20 protein-coding genes, 1 tRNA gene and 1 other annotated feature (1 of these 22 only partly in view) are annotated in these 21001 nt (G+C 38.9%); of the genes, 7 read left to right on the top strand and 14 right to left on the bottom strand.

What is annotated here, in order from left to right; all coding sequences use genetic code 11:
- Window positions 1-244: 244 nt before the first annotated feature.
- The 3 genes from clpB to rluD form a co-directional block, all read right to left on the bottom strand.
- On the bottom strand, window positions 245-2821 hold the full coding sequence (gene clpB / locus HMPREF3129_RS17925) for an ATP-dependent chaperone ClpB (protein ID WP_036919920.1): 2577 nt from the start codon (window positions 2819-2821) through the stop codon (window positions 245-247).
- 145 nt (window positions 2822-2966) lie between these two features.
- A complete protein-coding gene (yfiH, locus tag HMPREF3129_RS17920; protein WP_036919918.1) occupies window positions 2967-3698 on the bottom strand; it encodes a purine nucleoside phosphorylase YfiH in 732 nt (243 codons plus the stop codon).
- Window positions 3699-4676: a 23S rRNA pseudouridine(1911/1915/1917) synthase RluD gene (rluD, locus tag HMPREF3129_RS17915; RefSeq protein WP_004244761.1), complete on the bottom strand. Its 978-nt coding sequence runs from the start codon at window positions 4674-4676 to the stop codon at window positions 3699-3701.
- A gap of 130 nt (window positions 4677-4806) precedes the next feature.
- Here rluD and bamD point away from each other — a divergent pair, with 130 nt between their 5' ends.
- The 3 genes from bamD (at window position 4807) to pheA (ending at window position 7613) form a co-directional block, all read left to right on the top strand.
- Window positions 4807-5541, top strand: a complete 735-nt coding sequence (bamD, locus tag HMPREF3129_RS17910) for an outer membrane protein assembly factor BamD (protein ID WP_012367573.1) — start codon at window positions 4807-4809, stop codon at window positions 5539-5541.
- 269 nt (window positions 5542-5810) lie between these two features.
- Window positions 5811-6146: a ribosome-associated translation inhibitor RaiA gene (gene raiA / locus HMPREF3129_RS17905; protein WP_004244763.1), complete on the top strand. Its 336-nt coding sequence runs from the start codon at window positions 5811-5813 to the stop codon at window positions 6144-6146.
- 155 nt (window positions 6147-6301) lie between these two features.
- Window positions 6302-6420: a sequence feature (Phe leader region), on the top strand.
- Between the two features lie 35 nt (window positions 6421-6455).
- Window positions 6456-7613 (top strand): bifunctional chorismate mutase/prephenate dehydratase, encoded by a 1158-nt coding sequence (gene pheA, locus HMPREF3129_RS17900; protein WP_004244764.1) that lies wholly within the window; start codon window positions 6456-6458, stop codon window positions 7611-7613.
- Between the two features lie 93 nt (window positions 7614-7706).
- Here the strand turns inward: pheA and HMPREF3129_RS17895 are convergent, their stop codons facing one another.
- The gene (locus HMPREF3129_RS17895; RefSeq protein ID WP_036919916.1) at window positions 7707-9047 is read right to left on the bottom strand and encodes an anaerobic C4-dicarboxylate transporter; all 1341 of its coding nucleotides are present in this window, start codon (window positions 9045-9047) and stop codon (window positions 7707-7709) included.
- A gap of 388 nt (window positions 9048-9435) precedes the next feature.
- Between HMPREF3129_RS17895 and HMPREF3129_RS18755 the strand changes: the two genes are divergently transcribed.
- Window positions 9436-9591 (top strand): hypothetical protein, encoded by a 156-nt coding sequence (locus HMPREF3129_RS18755; protein ID WP_162837600.1) that lies wholly within the window; start codon window positions 9436-9438, stop codon window positions 9589-9591.
- A gap of 29 nt (window positions 9592-9620) precedes the next feature.
- Window positions 9621-9794 carry a hypothetical protein gene (locus HMPREF3129_RS18750; RefSeq protein WP_004244766.1) on the top strand — a complete coding sequence of 58 codons (174 nt, stop codon included), beginning with the start codon at window positions 9621-9623 and terminating at the stop codon, window positions 9792-9794.
- Window positions 9795-9898: 104 nt separating this feature from the next.
- On the opposite strand, the gene tyrA is transcribed toward HMPREF3129_RS18750, so the two are convergent.
- From tyrA to ffh, 7 genes are all read right to left on the bottom strand, one after another.
- The gene (gene tyrA / locus HMPREF3129_RS17890) at window positions 9899-11023 is read right to left on the bottom strand and encodes a bifunctional chorismate mutase/prephenate dehydrogenase (protein ID WP_004247406.1); all 1125 of its coding nucleotides are present in this window, start codon (window positions 11021-11023) and stop codon (window positions 9899-9901) included.
- Between the two features lie 35 nt (window positions 11024-11058).
- Window positions 11059-12153, bottom strand: a complete 1095-nt coding sequence (locus HMPREF3129_RS17885; protein WP_004247405.1) for a 3-deoxy-7-phosphoheptulonate synthase — start codon at window positions 12151-12153, stop codon at window positions 11059-11061.
- Between the two features lie 450 nt (window positions 12154-12603).
- A complete protein-coding gene (gene rplS, locus HMPREF3129_RS17880; protein WP_004244769.1) occupies window positions 12604-12957 on the bottom strand; it encodes a 50S ribosomal protein L19 in 354 nt (117 codons plus the stop codon).
- Between the two features lie 52 nt (window positions 12958-13009).
- On the bottom strand, window positions 13010-13762 hold the full coding sequence (gene trmD / locus HMPREF3129_RS17875; RefSeq protein WP_004244770.1) for a tRNA (guanosine(37)-N1)-methyltransferase TrmD: 753 nt from the start codon (window positions 13760-13762) through the stop codon (window positions 13010-13012).
- Window positions 13763-13801: 39 nt separating this feature from the next.
- On the bottom strand, window positions 13802-14347 hold the full coding sequence (rimM, locus tag HMPREF3129_RS17870) for a ribosome maturation factor RimM (protein ID WP_004244771.1): 546 nt from the start codon (window positions 14345-14347) through the stop codon (window positions 13802-13804).
- Between the two features lie 18 nt (window positions 14348-14365).
- Window positions 14366-14614: a 30S ribosomal protein S16 gene (rpsP, locus tag HMPREF3129_RS17865; RefSeq protein ID WP_004244772.1), complete on the bottom strand. Its 249-nt coding sequence runs from the start codon at window positions 14612-14614 to the stop codon at window positions 14366-14368.
- Between the two features lie 137 nt (window positions 14615-14751).
- The gene (ffh, locus tag HMPREF3129_RS17860; protein ID WP_004244773.1) at window positions 14752-16113 is read right to left on the bottom strand and encodes a signal recognition particle protein; all 1362 of its coding nucleotides are present in this window, start codon (window positions 16111-16113) and stop codon (window positions 14752-14754) included.
- Window positions 16114-16285: 172 nt separating this feature from the next.
- Here ffh and HMPREF3129_RS17855 point away from each other — a divergent pair, with 172 nt between their 5' ends.
- Window positions 16286-17086: a cytochrome C assembly family protein gene (locus HMPREF3129_RS17855; RefSeq protein ID WP_004244774.1), complete on the top strand. Its 801-nt coding sequence runs from the start codon at window positions 16286-16288 to the stop codon at window positions 17084-17086.
- Between the two features lie 35 nt (window positions 17087-17121).
- Window positions 17122-18396, top strand: a complete 1275-nt coding sequence (locus HMPREF3129_RS17850) for an HlyC/CorC family transporter (protein WP_004247404.1) — start codon at window positions 17122-17124, stop codon at window positions 18394-18396.
- Between the two features lie 130 nt (window positions 18397-18526).
- Here HMPREF3129_RS17850 and luxS read toward each other — a convergent pair whose 3' ends face one another.
- From luxS to HMPREF3129_RS17835, 3 genes are all read right to left on the bottom strand, one after another.
- Window positions 18527-19042, bottom strand: coding sequence for an S-ribosylhomocysteine lyase (luxS, locus tag HMPREF3129_RS17845; RefSeq protein WP_004244776.1), 516 nt, complete (start codon window positions 19040-19042; stop codon window positions 18527-18529).
- Window positions 19043-19207: 165 nt separating this feature from the next.
- On the bottom strand, window positions 19208-20788 hold the full coding sequence (gshA, locus tag HMPREF3129_RS17840; RefSeq protein WP_036919915.1) for a glutamate--cysteine ligase: 1581 nt from the start codon (window positions 20786-20788) through the stop codon (window positions 19208-19210).
- A 184-nt stretch (window positions 20789-20972) separates the two neighbouring features.
- Window positions 20973-21001 (bottom strand) — tRNA-OTHER (locus HMPREF3129_RS17835); it runs 53 nt beyond the window's last position.

Raw genomic sequence — 21001 nt, 5'->3', positions numbered from 1 at the left:
TGAGGCTGGCAATAGTTTTTTGAAAAAAAATGTTCAACAGCATATTTAATAATCAGAGCATCGATTTTAGCGCTATTTATAAACATTTATTGCTCAAAAAACAGATCAAATAGGTACTCTTCTCTTTGTTCTGTTCATTTACCTTTAAAAACACAAAACTGCAGGCATAAAAAAGAGGCCTATTCAGGCCTCTTTTTCAATTTAATGACATCTTCTATATATCATTACTATATATAAAGATACTTTATGACTGTTTTGCAATGATCTGATTGTCATCTAAGTCCAAGATAATTTCTTTACCCGGAACTAATTTACCCGACAAGATATCTTGCGCTAATGGGTTTTCAACCTCTTGCTGGATAGCACGTTTCAATGGACGAGCACCATAGATTGGGTCGAATCCAACTTCACCCAGTTTTTCTAATGCTGCTCCCGTAATAGTCACGTGATAACCACGCTCTTCTAAACGCTGATACAAACGACGTAATTGAATTTGAGCAATAGCGGCAATATTCTCTTTACCTAATGGATGGAATACCACTACCTCATCAATACGGTTAATAAATTCAGGTCTAAAGTGGTGACCAACAACATCCATAACAATAGTTTTCATTGCCGGATAATCAAGAGTACCGAAGCGCTCTTGAATTAAATCCGAGCCTAAGTTTGATGTCATAATGACTACGGTATTACGGAAATCAACGGTTCTACCTTGTCCATCTGTTAAGCGGCCATCGTCTAATACCTGTAATAAAATATTAAACACATCAGGATGCGCTTTTTCTACCTCATCTAATAAGATGACAGAATAAGGACGGCGACGAACAGCTTCTGTTAGGTAACCACCCTCTTCATAGCCCACATATCCTGGAGGCGCCCCCACTAAACGTGAAACAGAGTGTTTCTCCATAAACTCAGACATATCGATACGCACCATCGCATCATCACTATCAAACAAGAAATCAGCGAGCGCTTTACACAATTCAGTTTTACCAACCCCGGTTGGCCCTAAGAATAAGAACGAACCAATTGGGCGATTTGGATCTGATAATCCAGCACGGCTACGACGAATTGCGTTAGAGACTGCATTTACCGCCTCATCTTGGCCGATAACGCGTCTATGTAATTCCTGTTCCATTCTTAACAGTTTTTCACGCTCCCCTTCTAACATTCTAGACACAGGGATACCTGTCCAACGTGCTAAGATTTCAGCGATTTCAGCATCTGTTACTTTGTTACGTAACAGTTTCATATGCTTATCTTCAGTTTTATTAGCTTCAGCAAGTTGTTTTTCTAAAGTAGGAATTTGACCATATTGGATCTCTGACATTTTTGCCAAATCACCACTACGACGAGCCTGCTCTAGTGCAATACGCGCTTGCTCTAATTCTGCTTTTATATGCTGAGTACCAGTAAGCTCTGCTTTTTCTGCTTTCCACTCTTCTTCTAAGCTAGAATACTCTTTCTCTTTTTCTGCAAGTTCTTCATTTAACATAGCTAAACGTTTCTTACTTGCATCATCAGATTCTTTTTGCAGTGCTTGCTGTTCAAGTTTTAGCTGAATAATTCTTCTATCCAGTCTATCTAATGCTTCTGGTTTTGAATCCATCTGCATACGTAGACTTGCACCAGCCTCATCGATTAAGTCAATTGCTTTATCTGGCAACATACGATCAGAAATATAACGATGAGACAAAGTAGCTGCTGCTACAATCGCCGGATCCGTAATTTGTACATGGTGATGCAATTCATAACGCTCTTTTAAACCACGCAAAATGGCGATGGTATCTTCTACCGTAGGCTCCGCCACATAAACTTTTTGGAAACGACGCTCTAAAGCCGCATCTTTTTCAATGTATTGGCGATACTCATCTAATGTAGTGGCGCCGACACAGTGTAATTCGCCACGTGCCAAAGCAGGTTTCAACATGTTCCCTGCATCCATCGCACCATCAGCTTTACCGGCACCAACCATAGTATGTAATTCATCAATAAACAGAATGACACTACCTTCCTGTTTAGATAAATCATTTAATACCGCTTTTAAACGCTCTTCAAATTCACCACGATATTTAGCCCCTGCTAATAAAGATCCCATATCAAGTGAAAGCACACGTTTATTTTTTAAACCTTCAGGAACTTCTCCATTAACGATCCGTTGAGCTAAACCTTCAACAATCGCGGTTTTACCTACACCAGGCTCACCAATTAATACTGGGTTATTTTTAGTACGACGTTGTAATACCTGGATTGTTCTTCTTATTTCTTCATCACGTCCAATAACGGGGTCAAGCTTGCCTTGTTCTGCTCGTTCTGTTAAATCAACAGTATATTTTTTCAATGCTTGACGTTGGTCTTCTGCATTTTGATCGTTCACTGTTTCTCCACCACGTATTTTTTCAATGGCTAATTCTAAACTGACTTTGTTAGCTCCGGCGGCTTTTAGCATGTCAGCAACCTGACCACCACTTTCCATGGCAGCTAAAAGAAAAAGTTCTGATGAAATAAATTCATCACCTTTTTTCTGAGCTAACTTATCGCATAAATTAAGATGTTTAATTAAATCGTTTGAAGGATGAACTTCTCCACCAGCACCTTCCACTTTTGGTAATCGAGATAATGCATCATTAATTCTTTCATTAAATTGTGAGGCATTAACACCTGTGGATGTTAATAGTGGGCGAATAGAGCCACCTTGTTGATTAAATAACGCACTCAGTAAATGTATGGGTTCTATAAATTGATTATCGTTCCCAAGTGCCAATGACTGGGCGTCTGCGAGAGCTTGCTGGAATTTATTGGTTAATTTATCCAGACGCATAACACCTCCAAGTAAAATTCGATTTAAAATTTATCACTGGAGAATAGATGAGGTCATTTAGACAATATTCAAGCTCAAAATGACAATTTTGAGCAAAAATATTTGCCTATATTTGGGATAAGGAAGAATAAACGTTGGAGAGCGTCTATTTGATCCAGATTAATGAGGCCATACGTCCGGTAGTATGTTCACGTCGATAGGAGAAAAAGCGTGATTTATCGCTAACAGTACAAAAGTCCCCACCATAAATCTGATTTACCCCACTTTCCTGCAGAATTATTCTCGCTAACATATAAATATTAGCTAAGTATTTGCCATTGTGGGGAATAAATGCGCTATCAAAGGCAATATTTTTTTCTACAAAAGCGAGACGGACTTCTGCCCCTACTTCAAAAGCATTAGGGCCTATTGCTGGCCCTAACCACGCCATAATCTTCTCATTAGAGGCTTTAAATTGAGCGAGTGTCTGTTGTAATACACCTTGGCAAAGCCCGCGCCATCCACCATGGGCAGCACCAACTTCCGTTCCATCAATGGTACTAAATAGCACAGGTAAACAATCTGCGGTCATGATAGCGCACACCTTATTAGCACTAGAGGTGTAAAGGGCATCGCCTTCAACGGTATGATTGTCTTGATTATTCAAATTGACCACCTCAATACCATGAACCTGTGTTAACCATAATGGCATTTCAGGTAATTGAGCTTGTTGACAAATGATACGTCTATTTTGTTCTACCAATAGCGCATCATCGCCCACATGCGCTCCTAAATTAAGGCTGTCATAAGGTGGCAAACTAACACCGCCAGTTCTTAATGTGCTACATGCGCCAATATTGTCAGGCTGTGGCCAATCAGGATAAATCAATGAGGTCATTTACCAGTCCATTTCATCTTTAAACTGTTCTGCGTCCACTTTTAGTACGCGAATAAGTTCTACCATATCATCAGGCAACGGTGCATGCCATTCCATTTCAATTCCGGTAATAGGATGATAAAGGCGTAACATTGTGGCATGTAGTGCTTGTCGGTCAAAGCGACGTAACGTCTCACGAAATTCTTCACTAGCCCCTTTCAAAGGACGCGGTCTACCACCATACAGTTGATCACCAATTAATGGATGATGGATATGAGCCATATGGACACGAATTTGGTGAGTTCGACCGGTTTCTAGACGCAAACGTAAGCGGGTATGGGCACGGAAATGTTCCATAACACGATAATGTGTCACCGCAGGTTTTCCCATTGGGTGCACTGCCATATGGGTACGTTTGGTGGGATGTCGAGAAATTGGCTCATTAACCAGCCCTCCTGCTGTCATCCTCCCTGTTGCAACCGCTTCATATTCACGGGTGATTTCGCGACGCTGTAATGCTTCTACCAAGTGAGTTTGAGCGGGAACTGTTTTTGCAACAACCATCAAACCTGTTGTATCTTTATCTAAACGATGAACAATACCAGCACGGGGAACATTAACAATCTCTGGATAACGATAAAGAAGTGCATTTAATACGGTGCCATCAGGATTACCTGCACCGGGATGAACAACAAGATCTCTTGGTTTATTAATCACCAAAATATCATCATCTTCATAGACGATATTTAACGGAATATTCTGAGGCTCCCAACGAACATCCTCTTCGATTAAGGCATCGACTTCAATTTTTTCACCGCCAAGCATTTTTTCTTTTGGCTTATTGATGATTTTATCGTTAACCTGCACTCTATTGTCTAAGATCCACTCTTTTATGCGTGATCTTGAATAATCAGGGAACAATTCGGCCAAAGCCTGATCTAAGCGTTGACCCAGCTGTGAATCTGCGACTGTAGCATTAAGTCGTATTTGTTGAGACATAAATAGTTTCTATATTAAGTTAGTATTTTGACGGCACAGCCGTTTCATTTAAAATGAGTTATAGTATAACCGATTTCAGGGAGCTTCACGGAGAGACTCCCAAACCTATTCAGAGGATAATCAATACGTGATGAGACGCATGAAATACCTAGTGGCAGCGGCCACTGTAAGCCTGTTACTTTCTGGCTGTTCTAGTTCAGACAAAGACGCAACTGCTGATATGTCTCCTTCTGAGCTTTATGCAACAAGCCAAGAAAAATTGCTAGATGGCAATTATGGAGCGGCTATCAAACAACTGGAGTCTCTCGATAATCGCTATCCTTTTGGTCCTTACTCACAACAAGTTCAGCTTGATCTGATTTATGCTTATTATAAATCAGCTGAGTTACCAATGGCGATTTCCGCTATTGACCGCTTTATGCGATTAAACCCAACCCATCCGAATATTGACTATGTTCTATATATGCGTGGGTTAACCGCTCAGGCATTAGATGATAGTGCATTACAAGGATTCTTTGGTATTGATCGCTCAGACCGTGATCCTCAGCATGCAAGAGTGGCTTTCAAAGACTTTAGCCAGTTAGTTCGCTACTATCCTGATAGCCTCTACACAGCAGATGCCACAAAGCGTCTTGTTTTTCTTAAAAACCGTTTAGCGAAATATGAACTCTCTGTTGCGAAATTCTATACCAAACGAGGGGCTTATGTCGCGGTTATTAATCGAGTTGAACAAATGATGCGTGATTATCCAGATACCGAAGCTACACGTGAAGCGCTTGTGTATATGGAAAATGCCTACAAAAAACTAGGTTTAACTCAAGAAGCAGATAAAGTTGCCTCACTGATTGCAGCCAACCCTGCTTAAACATTTTTACTATCAAAAACAGCAGCCTAGCGCTGCTGTTTTTTTATGCTAATTCAAAGGCTAAAAACTTACTTTTCATCAGACCAACCCTCTTAATATGAACGAATAAACACGACTCTACAAGCACTCTTTTTCAGCTATTTATCATTTGTCACGTTTCTATTACTTGTTATATAAACTTCTAACAAAAAGTGATCTTGATCATGTTTTAAATTGTGTATCACGATATTCTGAACCTATCCAAGATGGAGTAATAAAGAGGTAACTATATGATTATAAATATCACTAGCAAACAAATGGACATTACCCCAGCACTACGTGAACACATTGAAAGCCGTTTAACTAAACTTAACAAATGGCAGGTAAATTTAATCAACCCTCATATTATTCTCACTAAGGATCCAAAAGGTTTTAGTGTTGATGCAAGTATTCATACTCCGAATGGACAACTTGTAGCAAACGCACAACATGTTGATATGTATGCGGCAATTAATGATCTCTTGGCAAAATTGGAACGTCAATTAAATAAAGTTCAGCATAAAAATGAGTCTCGACGTGCGGCCAATAGCTTAAAAGAAGAAAATTTACTCGTAAATGAAATATAAGTAGTGAAGCTTGATTAAAAATTAGAATAATTCACTGACTCAAAACGCCTCTGCGCATCCTCGTGATGCGCTTTTTATTGTATTTTTCTTGACTCCTCACCCATCATCATGTTTGATAGCTATATGTTAAATAGTTAATCAATCCATATAATGATGACTCACTCTTTTTTGCCATTCTTCTTTTTCTTTTTACTCTATTCTTAAAGAGGCTTTGTTTATTTCAGAAAGAAAAGTAAGAACGACAATAGCCTCCAAAAATGGAGGCTTTTTTATTTAAAATGGTACGATACAAAAGTATAGGGCACTAACATGGAAAAACTCGATTTATTAGCAATCAGAGATAAAATCACTGCGCTAGATTCTGAACTACTTTCACTATTAGCTCAAAGACGCCAATTATCGACTGAAGTTGCCCAATTTAAATTAAATACCCACCGCCCTATTCGAGATAAAAACCGTGAGCGTGAACTGCTTGAGCTATTAATCGAAAAAGGGAAAAACGTTGGATTAGATGGCTTTTATATCAGCCGAATTTTCCAAATGATCATCGAAGATTCGGTGCTCACGCAGCAAGCCATTTTACAGCAACACCTTAATGCTACTGCAAATGAATCTGCAAGAATTGCTTATTTAGGCCCTAAAGGTTCTTATTCTCATATTGCCGCTCGCCAATATGCAGCCCGCCATTTTGATACTTTTGTTGATTGCACTTGCCATAAATTTGAAGATATTTTTACACTGGTAGAAACAGGACAAGCGGATTACGGTTTACTACCTATTGAAAACACCAGCTCTGGTGCAATTAATGATGTTTATGATTTACTACAAACCACCTCGCTGTCGATTGTTGGCGAAATTCGTATTCCGATAAACCATGCTTTATTAACAGCAGTTAAGAGTAGCCTAGAAGAATTACACACTATTTATAGCCATCCGCAACCCTTCCAACAGTGCAGTCACTATTTAAATCAATACCCTCACTGGAAAATTGAATATTGTGAAAGCACAGCCGCGGCAATGGAAAAAGTTGCATTAGCACAATCTCCCCATGTAGCCGCTATTGGCAGTGAAGCTGGCGGATCGCTTTATAATTTAACACCACTTGCTAGTAATTTAGCTAATCAACAAATTAATGTTACTCGTTTTATTGTGATTGCCCGTAAACCTATTGATGTATCAGAACAAGTACCTGCAAAAACCACCTTTTTAATGGCAACGGGGCAACAAGCAGGGGCATTAGTTGATGCTTTAATTACCTTAAAACAATACAGCATTATTATGACTAAATTAGAGTCTCGCCCAATAAATGGTACACCTTGGGAAGAGATGTTTTATATTGATGTACAAGCTAATTTACGGGATATCAATATGCAAAAAGCATTACATGACTTATCAAAAACATCTCGTTCACTCAAAGTATTAGGATGCTATCCTTCAGAAAATATTGTACCCGTTGAAATACAATAGCTTATTACCCTACTTTATAACAAAAAGCCAGATAGCTTATTGTTATCTGGCTTTTCTACTTTTATGACTCTATTCCCAGGATAATTTAGCTAATTATAAAAAACCATACATAGCAGCAAATACCCAGCCAAAAATACAAGAAACAGTAACACCAATTAATCCCGGTAAAATAAAGCTATGATTAATAACAAAACGACCTATACGTGTTGTTCCTGAACGGTCAAATTGGATAGCGGCTAAATCACTGGGGTAAGTAGGAAGAATATAATAGCCATAACACGCCGGTGCTGAAGCAACAATATAGGCAGGATCAATACCAATACCTAAAGCCAAGGGAACTATTGCGGCTAATGCGGCGGCTTGTGAATTAACAAACTTAGAAACAAGTAATAAGACAACGGCATAAGCCCAAGGATACTCACGAACTAATTGTCCTAATGCAGCTTCTATTTCTTTCATATGTGCAGAGAACATGGTTTCTGCCATCCAAGCAATACCATAGACCGCCACAATGGCTATCATACCGGAGCGAAAAACTTCATTTTTAGAAATAAGTGAGGGATTAGTTTTACAAATAATAATAATAGAAGCGCCCGCTAATAACATAAACATTTGAATAACTAATACCATAGATAATGGTTTATTATTAAATACGGGACGTAATTCAGAAAATGCACCTAATACAGCAACAACCGCAATCGCACCTAAGAATATCCACATTGCTACCCAATTTTTCATTGGTAATTTCTTATCTAACAATGTTGCAGTATCACCATAAACGTAATCATGATTCTCTAGTATGGAAATAAAATCTTGGAAGCGCTGATCTTTATCTAACTCTTTACCTCTAAACCAGCTAAAAATCCCAATGGCTAAAATACCAATAAAGGTTGATGGAATGGTAATCGCTAATAAATCTAAAAACTCAAGATGCTTACCATTAAAAGTGACATTACCTAACATTGCCACTAAGGTGACGACCGCAACAGATACAGGACTTGCGATAATTCCCATTTGTGAACCAATGGTACTGGCTGCCATCGGTCTTTCTGGACGAATATTATTTTTAATCGATACATCATAGATAATAGGCAAAATGGTATAAACCACATGTCCAGTACCACATAATATAGTCAGGGTACAGGTAACGAGAGGTGCAACAATAGAAATATACTTCGGATTTTTTCTTAATAATTTTTCAGCTATTTGCAACATAACATCTAAACCACCCGATGCTTGTAACGTTGCAGATGCAGAGACGACAGCAATAATCACTAACATCACATCGACAGGCGGTTTACCCGGAGGTAAATTAAAAATAAAGACTAAAATAACCAGCCCCACTCCGCCTAATAGACCTAATGCAATTCCCCCTTTCCTTGCTCCATAAAATAAACAAACTAATATAATGGCTAGTTGTATTATAAAATCCATCATTAACCCCTTAAAAAACGCATCGGAATAGAAATAAAAAATAATACAATTAAATCGTTAGCACTTTTTGCAAAAAAACAACGTCGACCAATATAATTTACGGCATCTGTTATAGGTATTTTTTTGATCGTTGTTATAGTTTTAATATCCGTTAATTATTTTATGCAAATTTAAGATCTCACCGACAAATAGCTTAAAAAGAAAAGACATTCTTGAACATTTATCATTAACTAATTAAACCCATAGACAACAATTACATAACAAATAAATTAAAAATAATATAATGTTGTCATTATTAGGTGATTACTAAAAATAGAAATTTCATTCATTTTTTCTAAATGTATATTGGTTTTATTCATTGTGAATATTGAATAAGTAAGGAATAGATATGCATACAATTATCATGTTACTGCTAGGTTTGAGCTATTTGAATTTCGTTGATAGTGCTCATAAAGGAAAAGGCTATTACTCCTATTCATTAGATCACCATATAAGTTCAACTCGCTGTACCGTAAGCCCATGCCCCGTTCCGAAAGATTATTAAGTTATAACTATCAACGTTAGGAGAAGAAAATGAAGAAATTAATTATTTTTATACTATCAAGTTTATTCGCTTTTTATGCTAGCGCTTATACTTGGGATAATAAAATCAAAGATACCAGCACTGTTAATCAGTATTGTCAACATAATAGCAATACCCAACAATCTACTCGCTGTGTTTGGCCCCCTTGTGATGATGAGTGGTAATATTTATCGCAAGATATAACATATAAAATAAAAAACGAATAACATAACCTGTCATTCGTTTTTCTTACTATAAGTATTAGGTATAGCGTTTATGTATATTTATACTAAATCCGGCTATCATTGGCTTTTTGTAATAACGCACCACTCTCTTTCATAAATTGTGAAGCATAATCACCGAACCAATCACTTACATTATTAAATGAGCCAATAAATTCATCTTTTGTGTTTATATCTAATAAGGCTATAGCTTCACCTAATGAATGATGATATCTACGGATCAAGTTAATGTTTTCTTGTGAAGATAAAATAATATCGGCATATAATTGTGGATCTTGAGCAAAGAGCCTACCAATCATCGCTAGCTCTAAACGATAGATGGGAGAAGATAATCTTAATAAACTGGCTAAATCGACATTCTCTTTCACCAAATGTTGCCCATATGCAAAAGTAGTAAAATGTCGCAATGCTTGGATAAAACTCATATTTTTATCGTGCTCTTGTGCAGTAATAGCCTCTACTCTTGCTCCCCACACCATAAGTTGCTCAAGCAACCACTCAAAATGTGATAAATCTCGCCCTTCACAATAAGCGATAACTTGTTTTGCTAAACTTGGCACATCTGGACCAAACATTGGATGTAGTCCTAAAACAGGGCCATTATGTGCTTTTAACATCGCCTCTAAAGGCGCTTGCTTGATTGAGGCTAAATCTACCAATAAACAATTTTCTGGCAAGGGCGGTAATTGCTTAATAACATCAACCGTTAAATGGATTGGGACACTGATTATCACCATACCGGCATCCGCAAAAATAGCCGGAGATTTACTTTGCCACTCATCCGCTTCAAGACTTTCCACTTGATAGCCAGAAAGTGTAAAGAGACGAGAAAAAAGCCTCCCCATTTTTCCGTTCCCCCCCACAATGACAATTTTGCCTAATTGGGGATTAAGTGTTTTAAAGCCTTTATCATTTTCTTTGCTATATGACTCTCTCATTACTCGACGTAAAACATCTTCAATTAAATCAGCAGAAATACCCATTTTTTCTGCTTCATTACGTCGAGAAGCAAGCATTGCGGCTTCTCTATCTGGTGCATAGATAGGTAACCCGTGGCGATTTTTAACTTCTCCCACTTCTGCTACCAATTGCATTCTTTTGGCGAGTAAAGAAAGCAATGTTTTATCCACCTGATCAATTTGCTCTCGCAAATTTTGTAATTCTTCAGCCATCTATGCTTGCCTCTTCTTATTAAAGTGTTATTGGGTTAGCTAACTTTTCTTAGTTGCGCTGCACGCTGTGCTAAAACTGGCGAAATTTGCTGATGCAGATTTCTTAACACCGATTCAGTGGTTTCCCAGCTAATACATGCATCAGTAACAGAAACACCGTACTTCATCTCACTACGGGGCTGCTCTGATGACTGATTGCCTTCATTAATATGGCTTTCTAACATAATTCCTGTTATTGATTGATTACCTTTTTTAATTTGCTCAATCACTGAATCAACCACGACAGATTGACGACGAAAATCTTTATTTGAATTACCATGACTACAATCAATCATCAATGATGGTGTTAATCCCGCTTTTATCATATGAGCTTCACATAACGCGACATCTTCTTCATGGTAATTAGGTTTCTTACCCCCACGCAAAATAACATGTCCATCAGGATTGCCTTGTGTTTGTAATAAACAGACTTGTCCTGATTGATTAATGCCCATAAAACGATGTGGCATAGAAGCCGCTTTCATCGCATTAATAGCCGTATCTAAATTACCATCTGTACCATTTTTAAAACCGACAGGCATTGATAAACCTGATGCCATTTCACGATGGGTCTGAGATTCGGTCGTTCTTGCCCCAATAGCTGACCAACTAAATAAATCACCTAAGTATTGAGGATTGTTAGGATCTAAGGCTTCCGTAGCTAAAGGTAAACCTAACTGAACCAACTCTGTTAATAGTTTACGGGCAATATGTAAGCCTTTTTCCATCTCAAAACTGCCATCCATAAACGGATCACTAATTAAACCTTTCCAACCAACTGTTGTACGAGGTTTTTCAAAATAGACACGCATCACAATATACAGACTATCACTTAACTCAGACGCTAAGACTTTTAGACGTTTTGCGTAATCTAACGCAACATCGACATCATGAATAGAACAAGGGCCACATACCACTAATAAACGCGGATCACGACGTTGAACAATTTCAGAAATAGTTTGACGTGATTGAGTAATGGCATGCAGATCATTACGACTCAACGGGTATTTTTGTTTTAACTCTTCCGGCGTAATTAACACCAGCTCTTCGCTGATGTTGACATTATTGAGTGCGTCTTTTTGCATGATCATAATCTTTACCTTTTTTATGTCTGTCATTGTGATTTTTGTGTGTCTAAACGATAAGATAACATGCAATGTAAAGAAATCAATCCATATTTTCAATAAAAAAGGTATAATCGTAATTATATGTTTACATAATAGGGATGTTGTTAGATTTATCTTTATAAATCAATAGATTATAAATATCAAAATAACACAAAAAATGTGACCAAGATAAAATAAAAATAGCAGACTGTAATTTTAATTTTACATTCGCAAGAAATTGGCCTTCACCTAGCAGATGAAACGACTTTATAAGAGATGTTATTTAATGATGAGAAAAATAGGCAAGGAGGTGAGTTATTGTCGAGTGCTTATAAAAAGATAGAAGACATTAGAGGAAATAGAGCAGGTTATAGTCAAAAAAAGGCCAGCTGATGCTGGCCTTTTAACCATAACTTTCGGATGTGCGAAAGCGTATTATTTAGCGTTAAGACGCTCTTTAATACGTGCAGCCTTACCTGAACGCTCACGCAGGTAGTACAGTTTAGCTTTACGAACCGCACCACGACGTTTAACTGTGATGCTATCTACGACTGGGGAGTGAGTTTGGAATACACGCTCAACACCTTCGCCATTAGAAATTTTACGAACAGTAAATGCAGAGTGCAGACCGCGGTTACGAATAGCGATAACCACGCCCTCGAATGCCTGCAGACGTTTTTTAGAACCTTCAACGACCCATACCTTAACTTCTACATTATCGCCTGGACGAAATGAAGGTACATCTTGCTTCATTTGTTCTTGTTCGATTTGTTTAATAATATTGCTCATAATAACTCTCTTACCCTAGGTAAACTGATATTAATGACACTTTGTGTCAGACTTACTCTGCTGTTCTTTGCAAATGTTCCTGCTGGAATTCTGCTAACAGCACTCTTTGCTCGTCAGTCAGAGCTAGGCTTTCCAGAAGCTCAGGTCTTCTTAGCCAGGTCCGGCCCAGCGATTGTTTCATACGCCAGCGATTAATATGAGCGTGATTACCAGACAGTAACACTGCCGGAACCGCCATACCATCTAACACCTCTGGACGAGTATAGTGAGGATGATCCAGTAATCCTTCTGCAAAAGAGTCTTCTTTCGCCGAAGCCGCATGTCCAAGAACACCAGGAACAAAACGTGCTACTGCATCTATCATTATCATGGCAGGGAGTTCCCCACCACTTAATACGTAATCACCAACAGACCACTCTTCATCGATTTCGGTCTGAATGACACGCTCATCTATTCCTTCGTACCGACCGCAAACCAGAATTAATTTCTCATTTGTGGCCAATTCGCAAACACCTTGTTGATCGAGTTTGCGCCCTTGAGGTGATAAATAAATCACCTTTGCACCATCACCTGCCGCAGCTTTTGCTTGATGAATAGCTTCCCTTAACGGTTGTACCATCATCAACATACCGGGACCACCGCCATAAGGGCGATCATCTACTGTATGATGTCTGTCATAAGTGAAATCTCGGGGATCCCAACATTCCACATTCAGCAGACCATGCTTCACTGCCCGACCAGTCACCCCGTACTCGGTTATAGCGCGGAACATTTCAGGAAATAGGCTAATTACCCCAATCCACATTTGCACTGTCCCACTGTTGAGAACCGTTAACCGGAGAATCTAAAAACCAGGATCCCAATCAACGATAATTTTTTTCGCTGAGAGATCGACTTTCTTGATAACCTGCCCATCAAGAAACGGAACTAACCGCTCCCTGACACCGAATGCATCTTTCAGATTTGCTTTGATTACCATGACGTCATTTGAGCCCGTTTCCATCATGTCGTTAACGACACCTAAATCGTAGCCCTTGTCAGTTTCTACCTGACAACCCATCAGATCTTTCCAGTAATACTCACCGTCTAGATCAGGAAGTTGTGTAGCACTTACGACAATTTCAAAATTAGTCAAAATATTTGCAGCATCTCTGTCGTCAATACCTTTTAGCTTGACGATAATATCTTGATTGTGGTGTTTCCAAGTTTCTATCTCAATGGATTCCCATTGACCATGTCGTTGAATAAACCACGGTTGATATTCAAAAATGTTTTCGGCATGTTCGGTGGAAGAAAAAACTCTGAGCCAACCACGGATCCCGTAAGGTGAGCCCAACTTACCCATAACAATAGGTTCTACAGGCTCTTTAAAGGTTTTTTGTTCGCTCATTGTTACCACCGCGACAGATTAAGCGCTTTTCTTCGCTGATTTGATCAGGCCAGCAACACGTTCTGAAACAGTTGCGCCTTGAGCAACCCAATGTTCAACACGGTCTACGTCTAAACGTAATTCTTCTGCATTACCGGTTGCCAGTGGGTTATAAAAACCTACACGTTCAATAAAACGACCATCACGCGCATTGCGGCTATCGGTCACGACTACTTGGTAAAACGGACGCTTTTTTGCGCCGCCACGAGCTAAACGAATTGTTACCATAACATCCTCATTAGTTAACAAAACAACCAGACCCCATCGAGGAATGGCGTCCGGTTGTCATATAAAAAGCCCGAAAAGTTTACTCACTTTGGCGAAAAAAGCAATCCAAAGCGACGTTTTTTTCGGACTTTTTGCTTTTAGCGACCTGGAAAGCCTGGTGGCATCATACCTTTCATGCCACGCATCATCTTAGCCAAGCCGCCCTTCTTCATCTTTTTCATCATACGTTGCATATCATCAAACTGCTTTAATAAGCGGTTGACGTCTTGCACTTGTGTTCCCGATCCCATCGCAATACGACGTTTACGAGAACCTTTGATGATTTCAGGTTTTTGGCGCTCTTTTTTCGTCATTGAGCTAATAATAGCTTCCATTTTGACTAAAATTGAGTCGTCCATTTGTGATTTCACCGCATCAGGTACCTGAGACATGCCGGGCATTTTACTTAGCATACTCGCCATGCCCCCCATGTTTTTCATTTGCTTTAACTGATCTAAGAAATCATTTAAATCAAAACCGTCCCCTTTTTTTAGTTTAGTTGCCAGCTTTTCAGCTTGCGCTCGGTCAACTTTACTTTCGATATCTTCAATTAATGAAAGAACATCGCCCATGCCTAAAATACGTGAGGCAATACGATCGGGATGGAAAGGTTCTAATGCTTCTGTTTTTTCACCAACACCGAGGAATTTAATTGGTTTCCCTGTGATATGACGAATAGATAATGCGGCACCACCACGAGCATCACCATCAACTTTAGTTAATACCACCCCTGTTAAAGGGAGTGCTTCATTAAAGGCTTTTGCGGTGTTAGCAGCATCTTGCCCTGTCATTGCATCAACAACGAATAGGGTTTCTACTGGATTGATTGCTTTATGAAGAAGTTGGATCTCCTCCATCATGCCTTCATCAACATGTAAACGACCCGCAGTATCCACCAGCAATACATCATAAAATTGGAGCTGAGCATGTTTTAACGCATTGCTAGCAATGGTGACGGGATTTTCTTGTACCGTTGAAGGGAAAAAGTCAACACCAACCGTTTCGGCTAAGGTTTCCAGTTGTTTAATCGCTGCGGGACGATAGACGTCAGCAGAAACTACTAATACTTTTTTCTTCTTTTTCTCTTTTAAAAATTTACCGAGTTTAGCAACACTTGTCGTTTTACCCGCACCCTGTAAACCAGCCATTAATACCACGGCAGGAGGCTGAGCTGAAAGGTCAAGATCGTTATTGACCTCTCCCATCGCATTTACCAGCTCATTTTGTACAATTTTGACAAACTCCTGACCTGGGGTCAGACTTTTGTTAACTTCATGACCTACTGCACTCTCTTTGACACGTGCAATAAACTCACGAACCACGGGCAAAGCCACATCAGCTTCTAATAAAGCCATACGCACTTCGCGCAGTGTGTCTTTAATGTTTTCTTCGGTCAGTCGGCCTCTGCCGCTGATATTGCGCAATGTGCGCGATAATCTGTCACTTAAATTCTCAAACATTATCTTAGCTCAGTGTTAAAGTTGGGCTTGTCTGTCGTCTATTTTATCGATTATATCACGATGACGCGCAGATCTCTGCATAGAGATTTACGCTTAATGACTTCAATAGTTGGAGCGGAATTCACCTAGCGCTATACTAAGCAATTATGTACCCTATTATGTAAGCGAAACTATGCCCGTTATATCAATCTCTATCGTTGCTGTCTGCGCTTATTTACTCAGTCTGGTGTTTATTCTCCCCAGTTTGCTGAGAAAAGAGCAAAATGGATACCGTGGATTAGCGCTGCTTTTTGCGGTGGTCGCCCTTGTGACCCATGCTATCTCATTAAAATTTTTGATTTTCCGTCCACATAGCGGGCAAAATCTGTCACTCACCAATTTAGGGGCGGTGGTCAGTTTAATGGTCTGCGTTATCATGACCATTGTTGCTTCCCGTGGTAGAGCTTGGTTTTTGCTGCCTATTGTTTATTGCTTTTCCATAGTCAATCTCATTATTGCCGCCTTGATGCCAGGTGAGTTTGTCACCCACCTTGAAAGTAGCACATCGCTCTTTATTCATATTGGGCTTGCTTTATTAAGTTACGCCACTTTGTTAATTGCTGCTTTATATGCCTTACAACTCAGCTGGCTCGACTATCAACTAAAAAATAAGAAACTAAAATTTTCACCACAAATGCCACCATTAATGTCAATTGAACGTAAAATGTTTCATATTACCCAAGTGGGGGTAGTATTACTGACATTAACCTTGTGTACCGGCCTGTTATATATGGATAATATCTTTGGTAAAGAAAATATCCATAAATCAATATTTTCTATTATTGCGTGGTTTGTCTACATCATTTTATTATGGGGACACTTCCGTGAGGGTTGGCGTGGGAAAAAAGTGGTTATTTTTAACCTGATCGGTGCCATTATTTTGACATTAGCTTTTTTTGGTAATCGTTTATTGCAAGAGTTAATGCTTAATTAATCTTTTCATTTTAAGGTAGCAAAAGGAACTCAATTTTGGAGCATGTGTCGACAACAACGCTCATTATCATACTTATCGGTATGATCTTTGCCTCAGCCTATTTTTCAGGCACTGAAACTAGCATGATGACTATCAATCGTTATCGGCTACGCCACGCGGCCAAGCAAGGTAATCGCTCAGCCAAAAGAGTAGAAAAACTATTACAGCGTCCCGATAGATTGATTAGCTTAGTATTAATTGGTAATAACCTGATTAATATTGTCGCCTCCGCTCTCGCCACTATTGTAGGAATGCGTTTATATGGTGATGCAGGAGTAGCTATTGCAACAGGTGTATTAACCTTTGTCATTCTTATTTTTGCTGAGGTACTACCAAAATCTATCGCAGCGCTTTATCCAGAACGTTTCGCTTATCCAAGTAGCGTTCTTTTGTCACCTTTACAGAAAATCATGTTGCCCGTTGTGTGGTTTTTTAACCAAATTACCTTAGTGTTTATGCGCATTTTCGGTATTAAATCCCCCGTAATACAGGGTAATGCGGTATCAAAAGAAGAACTACGCACCATTGTGAATGAATCAAAATCGAAACTGTCACAGCGTAACCAAAATATGCTGATTTCTATTTTGGATTTAGAAAAAGTGACTATTGGCGATATTATGGTGCCGAGAAATGAAATTTTTGGTATTGATGTCAATGATGAGTGGAAATCCATTGTCAGACAGTTAACTCACTCCCCCCATGGGCGTATTGTCCTTTATCGTGATACCCTCGATGATGTCATTGGTATGCTACGAGTACGCGAAGCTTACCGTCTTATGACAGAGAAGAAAGAATTTACTAAACAAATTTTGATTAAAGCGGCTGATAAAATCTATTTTATCCCAGAAAGTACACCACTTAGCTTACAACTAGTTAATTTTCAACGTAATAATGAAAAAGCCGGTATTGTCGTCGATGAATATGGTGAAATTCAAGGATTAGTCACTGTTGAAGATATCCTAGAAGAGATTGTCGGTGATTTTACTACCTCAATGTCTCCTTCTTTAGCAGAAGAAGTGATCCCACAAAAAGATGGTTCACTATTAGTGGATGGCACAACCAATATCCGAGATATCAATAAAGCCTTTGCTTGCCATTTACCAGAAAATGAAGCTCGAACAATTAATGGGGTTATTATTGAAGAGTTAGGTGATTTACCCGTAGTAGGTGCCAAAATAACGATTGATGGTTATGAATTTGAAGTGTTGGAAGTGCAAGACAATGTGATTAAGAAAGCCTTGATCCGCCATCTTACGCCCTCTCGCCACTAGCGATTATTAATAGCGGTTCAATGTAATTGGCGTTGGCCGTTATGATAAATCACCCATCAAATTAAAAGAGACAACAAATCAAGATCAAATAGCTTGAGTTATTGTCTCTTTATCTATAAAGCAACTGTAACTAGATTTGTAACTCTTTGAGTTTGTCTTCTGGTAGTGCTAATTCATCATTATGATTAATGCCAATAGTGTGAGATAAAATGTCTCGTGCAATATCTTGAGCTTCAGCTAACGAGTGCATTTCATAAGTCCCACATTGGTAGACATTAAGCTCAGGAATATGGTTTTGATCTTTAACCTTCAATACATCTTCCATAGCTGCCTTCCATGCATTAGCAACACGTTGCTCATCAGGCTGACCAATTAAGCTCATATAAAAGCCTGTACGACATCCCATTGGCGAAATATCGATGATCTCAACACCTTCACCATTTAAGTGATTACGCATGAAACCTGCAAATAAGTGCTCTAACGTATGAATTCCTTTCTCAGGCATGGCTTTTTTATTTGGGACAGTAAAGCGTAAGTCAAAAACGGTAATAGTATCACCAGAGGGTGTTTTCATCGTTTTAGCAACGCGTACCGCAGGTGCAGACATACGTGTATGGTCAACAGTAAAGCTATCCAATAACGGCATAAAAAACCTCCTAAGAAAATTTTTAAATATTTTTAAGAGAACATGAAACTTTCTGCGAGCGCCTCGGTCTTAGTAATGAATACGCGCAAAATGTTATCATCCCTATTTCTCTATAGAATTTATTCAGCCACACAAATTTTAGTGTGGCTTTTTTCTATCTGAGTTTTAAGAAGCCACACCATCATTATTTGGCCCAGCATGGAGCTTCAAATATTCATCGAAAGAAATGGTATCACTCTTTTCTAAGTCTGCCTGACGTTTAATAGATGAAATTCTCTCATGTTCAAAAGCATCATCTGTTAACACTTCATAAGCGGTATTGACTAATTGTTGATGATATTCTTCAGCTAAAGATAGACCATAACCGCCAATACCCTGTGCTTTAATTTTTTCTAATAATCTGCCAGAGAAAGTTAATTGCGGATTATCAAACATTTCCTCTAACTTAAGGCAAACTTCTAGATATTTAGTTCCAGAACAGCTATCTAATACCTTAGCTACGCGCTGTAAGTCAGCAAAAAGCGCTTTCCCCACTTGTGCTAATGGCTCTTTTCTTTCACCACAACCCATGCCAATAACTTGACCTGGCTTACGCCCTTCTAGAATAACGTTATTCCAATTTGCACGACAGCAGGCCAATTCTTCTGCATTCATTTCTGGTGCATCCGCTAATACACACCAAATCAAGAATAAATCTAAGAAACGAATTTGTGTTTCATCAACGCCGATAGGCGTAAATGGATTGATATCTAATGAGCGAACCTCGATATATTCGATACCACCACGTAATAATGCATCAGAAGGTGATTCATCCCCTTTGACTACGCGTTTAGGACGAATAGGCGCATATAATTCATTTTCAATTTGTAATACGTTAGTATTTAATTGAATATACTTACCGTCTTTCTTTACACCTAATTTAGCAAATTCTTCTGACGGTTTATGAATAGCCTTTTTCAAACCTTTCACATAAGTCTCTAGATGATTAAAAGTAATATCTAAATCACTCTGTGACTTATTGGTATAGCCTAAATCACTTAAGCGCAACGAAGTTGCATAAGGTAAGTATTTTGCGCCTTTAGGGGTAACTTCAAAGGGTAAATTGGTTTTTCGACCTTTTAAGAATGAACCACAAATAGCTGGCGAAGCACCAAAGAAAAAAGGAATTATCCAACCAAAACGGTAGTAATTACGGATCAAACGTAAATAACCGTCTGAAATCGCCTCTTTACCTGTTTCTTCATCGGTGATATTTGCCCACGCTTGCCAAAATTCGATAGGTAACGAAAAATTGTAATGCACACCAGAAATAGTTTGCATTAACGCACCATAACGATTTTTCAGCCCTTCACGATATAACGTCTTAAAACGCCCAACATTAGAGGTACCAAATTGCGCTAATGTTATTTTATCTTCGGCTTCAATAAAGCAAGGCATACTCATCGGCCACATACGCTCATTGGTTAAATGACGTGCCGTATAGCGATGCAAATCACTTAAAAAATGTAAGGTGTGATCAATATTATCGTCAACAGGAGTAATAAACTCTAACAGAGACTCAGCAAAATCTGTCGTGATCCACTTGTGAGTGAGTGACTTACCTAGCTCGACAGGGTGTCCTGTAGCCGCTAAATGACCATCAGGAGTAACTCTTAAGGTTTCTCGCTCTATACCACGGTGGATACCACATAAAACTTTAGGATGGGCTTCCAACCAAGAAAGCGCTTTAGATACGTCCGGGATCAAAGGTGACCTCCCGCGTTGGTTAATGTTAATAAGTAGATAACAGTTACTTTATCGCAAAGTCACCAAATTGTCGCTGATTAGATGATATCGGCGTTATTAGTTGATGCGAAACAAATCGATAATATATAAACAATGCAGGAAAGAGAAAAAGCAAAAAGCCCCGCGATAAGCGAGGCTTTAAAGATGGTGCATCCTGGAGGATTCGAACCTCCG

Source organism: Proteus sp. HMSC14B05 (genome assembly GCF_001808035.1).
Classification (GTDB): Bacteria; Pseudomonadota; Gammaproteobacteria; order Enterobacterales; family Enterobacteriaceae; genus Proteus; species Proteus mirabilis.
The sequence above is the reverse complement of the archived record's forward strand: the minus strand, read 5'-3'. Positions and strand labels throughout refer to the sequence as shown.

Bases quoted from the DNA above. Each gene is read 5' to 3' on its own strand.
- clpB (WP_036919920.1), bottom strand. From the start codon at position 2,821: ATGCGTCTGGATAAATTAACCAATAAATTCCAGCAAGCTCTCGCAGAC.
- yfiH (WP_036919918.1), bottom strand. From the start codon at position 3,698: ATGACCTCATTGATTTATCCTGATTGGCCACAGCCTGACAATATTGGC.
- rluD (WP_004244761.1), bottom strand. From the start codon at position 4,676: ATGTCTCAACAAATACGACTTAATGCTACAGTCGCAGATTCACAGCTG.
- bamD (WP_012367573.1), top strand. From the start codon at position 4,807: ATGAGACGCATGAAATACCTAGTGGCAGCGGCCACTGTAAGCCTGTTA.
- raiA (WP_004244763.1), top strand. From the start codon at position 5,811: ATGATTATAAATATCACTAGCAAACAAATGGACATTACCCCAGCACTA.
- pheA (WP_004244764.1), top strand. From the start codon at position 6,456: ATGGAAAAACTCGATTTATTAGCAATCAGAGATAAAATCACTGCGCTA.
- HMPREF3129_RS17895 (WP_036919916.1), bottom strand. From the start codon at position 9,047: ATGGATTTTATAATACAACTAGCCATTATATTAGTTTGTTTATTTTAT.
- HMPREF3129_RS18755 (WP_162837600.1), top strand. From the start codon at position 9,436: ATGCATACAATTATCATGTTACTGCTAGGTTTGAGCTATTTGAATTTC.
- HMPREF3129_RS18750 (WP_004244766.1), top strand. From the start codon at position 9,621: ATGAAGAAATTAATTATTTTTATACTATCAAGTTTATTCGCTTTTTAT.
- tyrA (WP_004247406.1), bottom strand. From the start codon at position 11,023: ATGGCTGAAGAATTACAAAATTTGCGAGAGCAAATTGATCAGGTGGAT.
- HMPREF3129_RS17885 (WP_004247405.1), bottom strand. From the start codon at position 12,153: ATGATCATGCAAAAAGACGCACTCAATAATGTCAACATCAGCGAAGAG.
- rplS (WP_004244769.1), bottom strand. From the start codon at position 12,957: ATGAGCAATATTATTAAACAAATCGAACAAGAACAAATGAAGCAAGAT.
- trmD (WP_004244770.1), bottom strand. From the start codon at position 13,762: ATGTGGATTGGGGTAATTAGCCTATTTCCTGAAATGTTCCGCGCTATA.
- rimM (WP_004244771.1), bottom strand. From the start codon at position 14,347: ATGAGCGAACAAAAAACCTTTAAAGAGCCTGTAGAACCTATTGTTATG.
- rpsP (WP_004244772.1), bottom strand. From the start codon at position 14,614: ATGGTAACAATTCGTTTAGCTCGTGGCGGCGCAAAAAAGCGTCCGTTT.
- ffh (WP_004244773.1), bottom strand. From the start codon at position 16,113: ATGTTTGAGAATTTAAGTGACAGATTATCGCGCACATTGCGCAATATC.
- HMPREF3129_RS17855 (WP_004244774.1), top strand. From the start codon at position 16,286: ATGCCCGTTATATCAATCTCTATCGTTGCTGTCTGCGCTTATTTACTC.
- luxS (WP_004244776.1), bottom strand. From the start codon at position 19,042: ATGCCGTTATTGGATAGCTTTACTGTTGACCATACACGTATGTCTGCA.